15 protein-coding genes and 1 pseudogene are annotated in these 9,863 nt (G+C 69.8%); 11 read left to right on the forward strand and 5 right to left on the reverse strand.

Annotated features, from left to right (window positions below; genetic code table 11):
• Positions 1 to 121 precede the first annotated feature (121 nt).
• The 3 genes from B082_RS35990 to B082_RS0111500 form a co-directional block, all read right to left on the reverse strand.
• Positions 122 to 1,138 (reverse strand): RICIN domain-containing protein, encoded by a 1,017-nt coding sequence (locus B082_RS35990; RefSeq protein WP_018551942.1) that lies wholly within the window; start codon positions 1,136 to 1,138, stop codon positions 122 to 124.
• Positions 1,139 to 1,410: 272 nt separating this feature from the next.
• The gene (locus B082_RS0111495; protein ID WP_078622555.1) at positions 1,411 to 1,683 is read right to left on the reverse strand and encodes a DUF397 domain-containing protein; all 273 of its coding nucleotides are present in this window, start codon (positions 1,681 to 1,683) and stop codon (positions 1,411 to 1,413) included.
• Positions 1,664 to 2,515, reverse strand: coding sequence for a helix-turn-helix domain-containing protein (locus B082_RS0111500; protein ID WP_018551944.1), 852 nt, complete (start codon positions 2,513 to 2,515; stop codon positions 1,664 to 1,666). The genes B082_RS0111495 and B082_RS0111500 overlap by 20 nt, the downstream gene beginning before the upstream one ends.
• Before the next feature lie 117 nt (positions 2,516 to 2,632).
• Between B082_RS0111500 and B082_RS0111505 the strand changes: the two genes are divergently transcribed.
• Together B082_RS0111505 and B082_RS0111510 are read left to right on the forward strand one after the other, a co-directional pair.
• On the forward strand, positions 2,633 to 2,842 hold the full coding sequence (locus B082_RS0111505) for a hypothetical protein (RefSeq protein ID WP_018551945.1): 210 nt from the start codon (positions 2,633 to 2,635) through the stop codon (positions 2,840 to 2,842).
• Positions 2,839 to 3,279, forward strand: a complete 441-nt coding sequence (locus B082_RS0111510; RefSeq protein ID WP_018551946.1) for an ATP-binding protein — start codon at positions 2,839 to 2,841, stop codon at positions 3,277 to 3,279. The genes B082_RS0111505 and B082_RS0111510 overlap by 4 nt, the downstream gene beginning before the upstream one ends.
• A gap of 94 nt (positions 3,280 to 3,373) precedes the next feature.
• Here B082_RS0111510 and B082_RS0111515 read toward each other — a convergent pair whose 3' ends face one another.
• Complete coding sequence (locus tag B082_RS0111515; RefSeq protein ID WP_158688865.1) at positions 3,374 to 3,784, reverse strand: hypothetical protein; 411 nt, start codon at positions 3,782 to 3,784, stop codon at positions 3,374 to 3,376.
• A 349-nt stretch (positions 3,785 to 4,133) separates the two neighbouring features.
• Here B082_RS0111515 and B082_RS39815 point away from each other — a divergent pair.
• From B082_RS39815 to B082_RS0111555, 9 genes and pseudogenes are all read left to right on the forward strand, one after another.
• Positions 4,134 to 4,457 (forward strand): annotated as a pseudogene (locus tag B082_RS39815) (DNA-binding protein); the annotation flags it as partial.
• 85 nt (positions 4,458 to 4,542) lie between these two features.
• On the forward strand, positions 4,543 to 4,929 hold the full coding sequence (locus B082_RS39450; protein ID WP_018551948.1) for a hypothetical protein: 387 nt from the start codon (positions 4,543 to 4,545) through the stop codon (positions 4,927 to 4,929).
• 65 nt (positions 4,930 to 4,994) lie between these two features.
• Positions 4,995 to 5,273 carry a hypothetical protein gene (locus B082_RS0111525; RefSeq protein ID WP_018551949.1) on the forward strand — a complete coding sequence of 93 codons (279 nt, stop codon included), beginning with the start codon at positions 4,995 to 4,997 and terminating at the stop codon, positions 5,271 to 5,273.
• Positions 5,230 to 5,775: a DUF6879 family protein gene (locus tag B082_RS0111530; protein ID WP_018551950.1), complete on the forward strand. Its 546-nt coding sequence runs from the start codon at positions 5,230 to 5,232 to the stop codon at positions 5,773 to 5,775. Before B082_RS0111525 ends, B082_RS0111530 begins: the two co-directional genes overlap by 44 nt.
• Positions 5,776 to 5,791: 16 nt before the next feature.
• A complete protein-coding gene (locus tag B082_RS0111535) occupies positions 5,792 to 6,640 on the forward strand; it encodes a helix-turn-helix domain-containing protein (RefSeq protein ID WP_026249677.1) in 849 nt (282 codons plus the stop codon).
• Between the two features lie 189 nt (positions 6,641 to 6,829).
• On the forward strand, positions 6,830 to 7,231 hold the full coding sequence (locus tag B082_RS0111540) for a hypothetical protein (RefSeq protein WP_018551952.1): 402 nt from the start codon (positions 6,830 to 6,832) through the stop codon (positions 7,229 to 7,231).
• The gene (locus B082_RS0111545; RefSeq protein ID WP_018551953.1) at positions 7,228 to 7,923 is read left to right on the forward strand and encodes a DUF6875 domain-containing protein; all 696 of its coding nucleotides are present in this window, start codon (positions 7,228 to 7,230) and stop codon (positions 7,921 to 7,923) included. Before B082_RS0111540 ends, B082_RS0111545 begins: the two co-directional genes overlap by 4 nt.
• Entirely contained in the window at positions 7,839 to 8,723 is an 885-nt protein-coding gene (locus tag B082_RS0111550; protein ID WP_026249678.1) for a protein kinase domain-containing protein, read from the forward strand. Before B082_RS0111545 ends, B082_RS0111550 begins: the two co-directional genes overlap by 85 nt.
• Positions 8,717 to 9,226, forward strand: coding sequence for a GNAT family N-acetyltransferase (locus B082_RS0111555; protein ID WP_018551955.1), 510 nt, complete (start codon positions 8,717 to 8,719; stop codon positions 9,224 to 9,226). The genes B082_RS0111550 and B082_RS0111555 overlap by 7 nt, the downstream gene beginning before the upstream one ends.
• A gap of 14 nt (positions 9,227 to 9,240) precedes the next feature.
• On the opposite strand, the gene B082_RS0111560 is transcribed toward B082_RS0111555, so the two are convergent.
• Positions 9,241 to 9,846, reverse strand: coding sequence for a dihydrofolate reductase family protein (locus tag B082_RS0111560; RefSeq protein ID WP_018551956.1), 606 nt, complete (start codon positions 9,844 to 9,846; stop codon positions 9,241 to 9,243).
• Between the last annotated feature and the right edge of the window lie 17 nt (positions 9,847 to 9,863).

The following is a 9,863-nucleotide window of genomic DNA, read 5'->3' on the forward strand; positions in this document are numbered from 1 at the left end:
ACGCCGGGCTGACGAGAACCAGCAGTACGGATCCGAGTCCGAGCCCGACTCCGACTCCGACGACTCCGACGACTCCGACGTCGAGATGGCTGGGTGGGGGCTCAGCGGTGTCACGCGGCGGTCAGGCGGCGTGCCAGCGCTGGTTGTCACGGCCGTTGCACTCCCAGAGCACGATCTGCGAGCCGCTCGCCCCTCCGAAGAGATCCAGGCACTTTCCGGTGGACGCGGACAGCAGCGCCGTACCGGAAAGGCTGACGCGCTGCGCGGAAGCCCCGGTGCAGCCGCTCAGGACGACCGGAGTGCGGTCCTCGGTTCCGGTGAGCGTCGCGCAGAGTCCGCCCTGCCGCAGACTGCCGTCGGCCCCGGGACTCCAGGACTGGCCGGACGAGCCGTCGCAGGCGGACGCCACGAGCTGCGACCCCGAGCCCGCGCCGGTCAGGCACTTGCCCGACGCCTCGACGGCCAGCGGGAATCCGTGGACCTCGTTTGAACCGCCGCCCTTGCCGGTGGCCGGTTTCCCGGCGCCGTCCGTTCCGGTGCCTTCCGCGTCCGACGACGCCCCGGACCCGGCGGGGGTGGTGCTCCTGCCCGGATCGGGCGTGCTCCGGGGCTCCGTGCTCGATGACGGGGAGGTGGTGGCGGACGGGGCGGCGGTGGGGGACGCCGACTGCTCCGCCGTCGAAGCCCCCGGCAGTGGCGAACGGTCCCCGGCTCCCTCGGCCTCGCCGTCGGGCCGTACGGGACCCTCGGCGGGCGCGTCGGCCCGGCGGCCGGCACCGTCGGAGCCCCTGCCGGCCGTAACGGCCACACCCGCGGCGACGGCAACGGCCACCACCGCGACCACCGCGGCCAGGATGCGCGCCCGTCGCGGGAACGCCCGGCGACGACGAGGGGCGGCGGCCGGTGATATCTCATGAGCCGACTCCGCGGGCGGCTGCGTGGCACCGGGGCCCGCGGGGCCCTGCGCCGGTGCGCTCCGGCCCGCCTCCTTCTCGGCGTTCTCGGCGCGCTGCGCCGCCATGGCGCGAGCCAGTGCGGCGCGGGCGGAATCGAGGTTCGCCGCGTCGTTGCTTCGAAGGGGCTTGACCGGCCGTGAGCTGACGGGACCGGTGACGTTGCGCTTCGGCAGCTCTGACATGCGGCTGTGCTCCTTGGAGATGAGGTCGAGCCCCGAGGAGCGCCCTGGAACGAAGGGGCGGTCCCGTACCAGTGGACGGGGGCCTTCGGGGCGCGTTGAGGAGGGGCGGAGTGGATCAATCCTCATCCAATCGCCGCATGACCTGATAAAGGAAGGCGAACACGCCGGGGAAGGGCGTGTGTTGGCAGCGGTGTGTTCCGCGATGGGGCCAGGACCGAGAAGAGCGCGCCCGGTCGGACCGGGCGCGCTCTGTCTGCGTGGTGGCTGTTGCGTCAGGCGGCCTTGACGCTCTCGATGAAGGGCGCCCAGGCGGCGGCGCCCAGGATGAGCGCGGGCCCGTCGGGCCGCTTGGAGTCCCGGACGGGGACGAGACCGGGGTGGCCGTCGGCCACTTCGAGGCAGTCGCCGCCGCTGGCGTTGCTGTAGCTGCTCTTGCGCCAACTGGCGAAGTTCTGTGCCACTTCGAGGCAGTTCCCGCCATCGCCATTGCTGTGACTGCTCTTGCGCCAGGTCGCAGCGCTGAGATCAAGATCCGTGCTGGCCATGCCGGTACTCCTCAGCCGCCTTTTCGATCAAGGTGAGGGATGCCTCTGGCGGCAGTGCGGCAGCCCTCAAGCGATCGTAGGCCCTGATGTACTGCTTAACGAGTCCTGGATCATCGATGGTCTGGCCGTGGTAGGGCCCCTCCGTGTAGACGAGCGGAGGCTCATCGTCGAAGTCCATGAGGAAGAGCGGCAGGTCTGTGAGGGCCCGGGTGGGGCCGTCCCATGGGAGGACTTGCAGAACGATGCGACGCCGCCGCACCAGGTCGGCGATGTGGTCCAACTGCTGGGCCATTTCCGCAGACGGGATGATGGGATGGCGCAGTAGGGACTCGTGCAGGATCACCCAGTACTCGGGTTTCTTGGGCTCCTCGAAGAGTTTGGCCCGCTGCAACCGTCCCTGGATCTTGGCTTCCACCTCTTCAGGTGTGTCCAGTGTGTGGGCGGAACGGATGACGGCTTCGGCGTACGCCCCGGTCTGAAGCAGCCCCGGAATCAGGGTGCCGGACCACTCACAGATCGCCCGTGCCCGCTTCTCGGCCTCTACGACTCCGGCGAAGTACGCAGAGTGGGCCCCTTGCTTGGCCTTGCGTACATCTTCACAACGGCGCCTGAAAAACCCGTCCGTCCGCAGTACGCGGTCCACATGCTGTGCAAGCTCCGGCGGCATCCGGCGGTTGCCGTGCTCGACCTCGCTCAGGAACGTGATGCTGAAGAAGCTGCCCTCTGTCAGCCCCTCCAGGGTCAGGCCCGCCTCCTCCCTCTTGAAGCGGAGCTCCTTCCCGTAGAACTGCGGGACCCCCGCCGAGCCGTCGATCTCCTTGCGTGTGGCCACCGCTGACCGCCTTTCACATGCATATCCGTGGAGCGGAATCCCCTTTCAAGGTAGAGGTCCATGCGGCAGCGTGTGAGGTGTTCGTCACAGCAAGCAACCGAAAGGTGGACGGCCCTCATGGACCATGCCCCGTACGACATCGGCCCCGACATCGACGCACTGCGCGCGGCGCTCAAGGCGCACGAAATCACGCTGCCGTCACTCGGAGTTGACCCGCTGACGCTCGCCGGCTGGACCACCAGGCCGCCTCTCGTCGCGCTCGGTAACTGCAACGCGGAGACCGCCCGCCGGCTGGCCGAGGTGCTGCGCGAGGCGGCGGGGGGATGAGCGGGCTGCCGCTGACGTGGGAGTTCCTGGCGGTCCCCCGGGCGGTGCCGGAGGTGCGGCGGATACTGCGGGCGCGGTTCGCGGGCGACGACGCGGGCGATCTCGTGTTGTGCGTCTGCGAGTTGCTGACGAACGTGATCACGCATGTGGGGGAGCGCACGCCGGTGACGTTACGAGTGAGCGCCACGCACACGGGGCGGGTACGGGTCGCACTGAGCGACCCCGCGCCGACCGTGTGGCCGGCGCTCCGGGAGGCGGGGCCGGAGGGTACGTCGGGGCGCGGGCTCCAGTTGGTGGACGCCGTGGCCATGCGCTGGGGCGTGGAGCAGGCCCCGTACAGCAAGACGGTGTGGTGCGAGCTGCGGGCCCCGAGAAGCCGGTCGGTTCTCCGGCCCGACGGGGCGGGGCTGCTGAGCGGGGGAAGCGGAGCCCGCTGAGGCCGCAGTCGTCACGGCGGCCGTGGTCGTCCACGGGAAAGCCGGAACGGCCTGCCGGAGAAATCGGCAGGCCGTCACGGAAGCAAACGCGTATTCAGCTCTTCGCCTTGTACGTGGTGTGGGCGACGCTCGACGTGGGCCAGAAGTAGTCGTCCACGCCCAGAATGGCGAGCGTGGCGTTTCCGGAATTCGACGCGCGGTAGGTCCATCCCTTGGTCGCCTTCACGGAAACGGTGGGCGTGGTGCAGGTCTTCGCCTTGCGGCACGCCTTTCCGTTCGACTTGAACGTCTTCCCGTTGTTCCCGGACAGCGCCACCGTGGGGCGCAGGATGAGCCCCTTCTTCTTGCACGTCATCTTGGCGTTGGCGTACACCGTGGAGCCCTTGCGCCAGAGCGTGACGGAATTGGTGCAGCCGCCGTACGCCTTCCCCTTGCCGGTCTGAGCGGCCTGGGCCGCGGTGCCGGAAGCGACGATGAGACCGAGCGCGGCAGTACCGATTGCCACGCCCTGGACGATCCGCTTCTTCAATGTACTTCCTCCCGTTTCACTGACATCTGCCAGTGCAAAGACGGCCTGACTTCTCAGGCCTCGGTGGGAGACTATGCGTGACCGGCGGAAGCAGGCCATGGACTTGAGGGAAACGTGAGCTAGTGGTCCAACTGCGTTTGCAATGGTGAGGGTTGAGCGAAGCGGGAAGTGCGGCTCGGTACACGGGGAGGCCGAGGGAGCGGTCCCTCGCGCGCAGCCGGGGCAGGGCCCGGCGCAGGGCCGACCGGGGCCGCCGGGGGGATGTTCGCGGGCCCGGCGGCGGTGCTGGCCCGCCTTCCGGGCGGCCAGTGGGTCTCATGGCCGTATGACCATCGAACGACCGGTGTACCGGGTCAAGCGGCGGCTTCTCGGCAAGCCGCTCACCACCGAACGCGTCGGCGAGGAGAAGCTGAGCAACCGGACGGCCCTCGACGTGCTCGCTTCCGACTGCATCAGCTCGTCGGCCTATGGCTCGGAGGAGATGCTGAGGGTCCTGATGCCGGTGGTCGGGGCGGCGGCCTTCACTCTGGTGATGCCGGTGACCGGGGCGAGCCTCGCGGTCCTGCTGTTTCTGACGCTCCGTTACAGCGATGTCGTCTCGATCTACACCCGGGCCGGCGGATCCTACGTGGTGGCCCGGGAGAACTTCGATCAACCGCGAGTACTGGCGCGAGGCCGCCGCTCTCGGGCGGCTTCCCAAGGGCGCCGACCGGCCGCGTACACAGCACCACCAGGTGTTCGTCCTGGTCGAGACGTTGGATCTGGCCACGCTGATGGCCCTGTACGCACACGAGTTGCGGCCCGACAACGTCCGCGCGGTGCACTTCGTCATCGACGGGGCGCAGGCGGGTCGGCTGTCCGCTCGCTGGGCGTCGACCTTCGCGACCTCCGTCGAGCTGGAGTTGTCGCGTACCGTGCCCGGTCCGCCGGCGCCGGGCGTCGCTCGCCGGCTGAACGTTCATGCCGTGACGTTGCGTTTCCCGGAGCAGTCCGGGGCGTCGGTGACCACCGAGAACCACATCTGGGCGTCAAGGTCGTCACTGGCCGGACGCGGCGTGCCGAGCATTCCGGAGACTTCGTGCCGATCCGCAGCCCGTGCCCACTCCCGGACGCGCCTTTGACACCGGTCCCGGCCTACGGGACGGTCTTCGCAACTACGCGCAACCCGACCTAAGGGGAGTACGTGATGACGTTACGGTTCGTCGGGATCGACCCGAACACCGGCGGCGAGGGATCACCGACGGTGTGGGTGGAAGAGGAGAGCGCGGACCTGGTCCTCCAGGGTGAGGAAGCCGATGCCCTCCTCAAGGCCCTGGTCGACTCCACCGAGTGGGTGGCCGGCCACAAGACGGGTATCCCGCCGCATGAGCGGGTGATTCGGTTTCCGTTCCGCATGGTGCAGATTCTCAAGGAGGCGTGCGATGCCGCTGAACGCGCAGCAGCTGAACACCGCGACGTTCGCTGAGCTGCTCGCCGACACCCACCACACGGCGTTCCACCTGGAGATGCGCGACCTGTACTCCGTCGGCGACGAGACGGACGACTACGCCGCCTTCCTGCGCACCGGCGTCCCCAACCTCGACCCCGCCCGCTCGTTCTGGCCCCAGTGGATGCCGCTCGTGACGGACGCGGTCGCCCGCGGCGTGGTCATACGCCGCGCACGGATCGTCTCCGAGCCGGTCACCGACTACATCCGCTACGAGCACGCCATCACCCCGCTCAACCTCCAGGCCGGAGAGGACGTGCGCTGGCTGTCCCGCCGCCGTGCCTCCGATATTCCGCTGCCCGGTAACGACTTCTGGCTTCTTGACGGCCGTCTTGTGCAGTTCCACCACTTCACCGGCACCGGCGACTGGGCATCGGACGGCAAGGAGCGCACCACCGACCCGGTCGCCGTCGCGCTGTGCCACGCCGCCTTCGAGACGGTGTGGGAGCGCGGCATCCCGCACGAGAAGTACACCGTCTAGGCCCCTGAGCACCCCCATGACCGCATCCCCGTCGTCCAGTGCACAGGCAGCCCGTGAGGCGCTGGCCGTGCGCTTGAGGCACCTGCGCAAGGACGCCGGCCTCACCGGGAGGGACCTCTCCACCCGATGCGGCTGGCACCCCGCGAAGACCACCCGCATCCAGAAGGGCGACGCGCCGCCCTCCGACGCGGACATCCGCGCCTGGTGCGCGGCGTGCGACGCGGACGACCAGGCCGACGACCTCATCGCCACCGCCCGTGCCGTCGACTCCATGTACATGGAGTGGCGCCGCCTGCACAAGGACGGGATGCGCAAGGTCCAGCAGGACTGGAACACCCTGCACGAACAGACCCGCGTCTGCCGGGTCTACGTCTCCAACGTCCCGCCCGGCTTCTTCCAGACGCCCGGCTTCGCCACCGCCCTCATGGAGCAGATCACCGCCTTCCAGGGCACCCCCAACGACGTGGCCGAAGCGGTCGCCGCCCGCGTCGCCCGCTCCCGGTTCCTCTACGAGGGCGGACACCGCTACGTCGTCCTCATGGAGGAAGCGGTCCTGCGCTACCGCACCGCCGACTCCGGGGCGATGCGTGGCCAGCTGCGTCACCTCCTGACGGTGATGCCGCTGGCCTCCGTCTCGCTGGGGATCATTCCGTTCACCGCGCAACGCACCGTGTGGCCGCTGGAGGCGTTCTACCTCCACGACGACACCACCGCCGTAGTGGAGACCCTGACGGCGGAGATCAAGGTCAAGCAGCCGCGCGAGCTGGCCGACTACGCCAAGGCGTTCACCGGCCTGGCGAAGATGGCCGTCTACGGCGACGCAGCCCGCGACCTCATCCGGGCCGCGATCGACGTCCTGGAGTGAAGTTCCGCAATTACCCGCAACGTTGTTGAGACTCGACCGGTGGCATCCGTAGCGTCGAACCCAGCGCCACGCCCGCCTCGTACGCGCACCAATGGACTCCGGGTGCACGGCGTACGGCACCACCAGGCACCGCACCTGTTCCCATCCGGGATGGGGCGAGCACCACTCGACACCGAGAGGGGCACCACCATGAGCACCGCAACGACCGAGCTGCGCCGGTTCCTGACCATCACCGGCCGGCGTTTCAAGAACGGCCAGAGCGCACCCGAGATGTTCTCCCCGGCTGTGGACAAGGCGTGGCACGACCTGCTCGGCACCCCGGCCTACGAGGCCCTGTGCCAGGAGAGTGCCGGCCAGTCGATCCGGCACGTCGCGAACAACGGCCACGGCCCGATCGCCTGGGTCACCGCCTACGAAGAGGCGTACGGGCCGCTGCCGGAGATCTGGTTCACCGACGCCGAGGGCAACGTCGACCAGGACGCCGTCGCCCGCTACCGGGAGAACGGCATCGTGGTCGCCGAGTGGGACTGCGGCCCCGCCGGTGGCGACGGCGACCTCGTGCCCGACCAGCCGGAGACCGCCCACCGGTGACCACCAGCAGCAGCGCAGCGCCCCGGCCCACCGACGGGGCGCTGCGCCTCGTTGAGGCCGGCACCACCCGACCGCGCTCCGTGGACATCGGTGACTACGCACACCGGATGACCGCCCACTGCCCCTACCTCGCCCCCTCCCTCCAACAGGGCCTGACGACCTGGACGGTTTACCGCGCCGACGGCGACGCCGAAGCCGTCCAGGCGGAGCTCTTCCACGCGGGCGCCCAAGCAGCGGAGTGGCTGCGGCCCTTGCTGAGCCGGCCCCACGGCCTTCTGCGGTGCGAGAACATCGTCCTGCTGGGCGAGGTGCCCGGCACGGGGCACAGGGGCCTGCTGGCCTGGCCGCACTGGGTGTTGAAGAACCTTTACGGACCGGTCGGGGTGATGTTCGGCAAGTTCTACGCCGGAGAAGCGGAAGTCACCGGGGTCGGCCACCCGATTCCGGCCGCGCCCGCCTCGTTTCTCCCTGTGCGGGCCGCCGTCCGCCGCCGCGACCCTCGCTTCCTGCACGCGACCCCCGACCTGGCCGCCGCGCTCGCCACGGCCGAGGACGACGGACGCGACGTGTTCGAGCACATCCCCACCCAGTGGAAGGACATCCGCACATGGGCCAGGGACCACCTCCCCCCACCGAAGCCGTCGCCCTCCTCACCGGACACACCGGCGACCCCACCGCGATCCAGCTCCTGAGCGACCGGCGCGGCTCCCGGGTCTGGAAGGTCCAAGGCCCCGGAGGAGCGGTTGCCGTGAAGGCCAACAACCCCGCCGGTGACAACGCCCACGAGAAGGCCGCGGAGATGGCACAGGAGGACGACCACCTTCTTCGCCTCACGGCCGCCGGCGTCATCAGCCCCGACTACCGGGCGGGCGCCGGGACGTGGGAGGGCGGCCGGTGGCTGGCCGTCAACTGGATCGACGGCGCACCCCTGTGGCGAGCCCTTGCCCTCGCTCGGGGGCCCGAAGGAGACCGCGCTGCGGTCCGCCCCTGGCTCGCGGGCATCGCCCGCGGCTGGACACAGCACCTCGCCCGGATGCACACCGCTGGATGGGCTCACGCCGACGTCCAGCCCACCAACACCCTCGTCACGAACGACGGCCAGGCGGCGGTCATCGACTACGCCCTCGCGTGCGGCCCCGGCGACCGCCGACGCATCCCGTACCGGGGAGCCCTCACCCACACCACCGCCCCCGAGATCGCCACCGCGATCCTCTCCGCTCCCGCCGACACCCACATCCAGGCACACCCGGCCGCCGACATCTGGAGCCTGGGCGCCTCCCTGTTCTGGTGCTGGACCGGCCACCGCCCCGTCTCCTACGACAACGACCTCGACCGGCTGGAGAAGCTGGCCGCCATCGCCAAAGGCACCACCACCGCGCTGCGCGACGTCCGGCCCTGGCCCTTCCCCGCGTTCGAGGACACCATCACCGCATGCCTGGCCCCCGACCCCGCCGACCGGCCCACCGCGAAGGAACTGACCACCGCATGGTGACGCTGCGCGCCCTGCGCACCGACGACGCACGCACCCTCACCCGCGTCTACAGGGGTGCCTCCATCCGGCACACCACCGGCAAACCCCTCACGCTCGACCAGGCCCACGAGAAGATCCGCACCGCCCTCGCCCGAGCCGCCGAAACCCCGCGCGCACAGTGGAGCTGGGGCATCCTCACCGCACACGAGATGATCGGCCTGATCTCCCTGCGGCGACGAACCTCCGCCATGGGCACCATCAGCTACATCCTCCGCGAAGACACCTGGGGCCACGGCTACGCCACCCAGGCCGCGCAGCAGGTCGTCTCCGTAGCCTTCGCCACCGCCGGCCTCAACCGGCTGGAGGCCGCGCACCACCCCGACAACCCCGCTTCCGGCCGCGTCCTGGCCAAAGCCGGGTTCACCCGCATCGGCACATCCGACCGGCACACCGACAACGGAACCGTCCCCTACGAGCTGTACGCCTTGGAGCCACACCCGATCCGCTGCCCCTGCGGTGGCTAGTGCCGCTTCACGCACTAGAAGCTGTCGTACGTGGGTCGTCCCGCTGGGCGGTAGACGCCGACGATCGTGCCGCCCTTCGTCGCCTTGATGCTGACCGGCTCCAGCGCGGTGGGGATCGCGCCGTCGGCGAAGAGCCGCTTGCCGGAGCCGACGATCACGGGGTGGATGGTCAGCCGGTACTCGTCCACGAGGCCGTGCCGGATGAGGGTCTGGGCGAGGTCCCCGCTGCCGACGACGCTGATGCTGCCGCCGTCGGACGCCTTGAGGGCGCGTACGGCGTCGACGGTGTCACCCTCCAGGAGCGTGGAGTTCTGCCACTCGACGGAGGCCAGGGTCCGGGAGGCGACGTACTTGTGCATGCTGTTCATCCGGTCGGTGAACGGGTCGTCCGGGTCTGCGCTCGGCCAGTACGAGGCGAAGATGTCGTACGTCTTGCGGCCGAGCAGCATGGCCTCGGTGTCCTCGTACCAGCCGGCGATGGCCTCGCCGACCTCTTCGTCGGAGGCGTGTACCTGCCAGCCGCCGCACTCGAAGCCGTTTTCGCGGTCCTCGTCGGTGCCGCCGGGTGCCTGCATGACGCCGTCGAGGGTCAGGAACGTGGAAACGATGATCTGGCGCATGGTGCGCTCCCTTCGTC

It is taken from the genome of Streptomyces sp. ATexAB-D23 (assembly GCF_000373645.1).
GTDB classification, from domain to species: domain Bacteria; phylum Actinomycetota; class Actinomycetes; order Streptomycetales; family Streptomycetaceae; genus Streptomyces; species Streptomyces castrisilvae.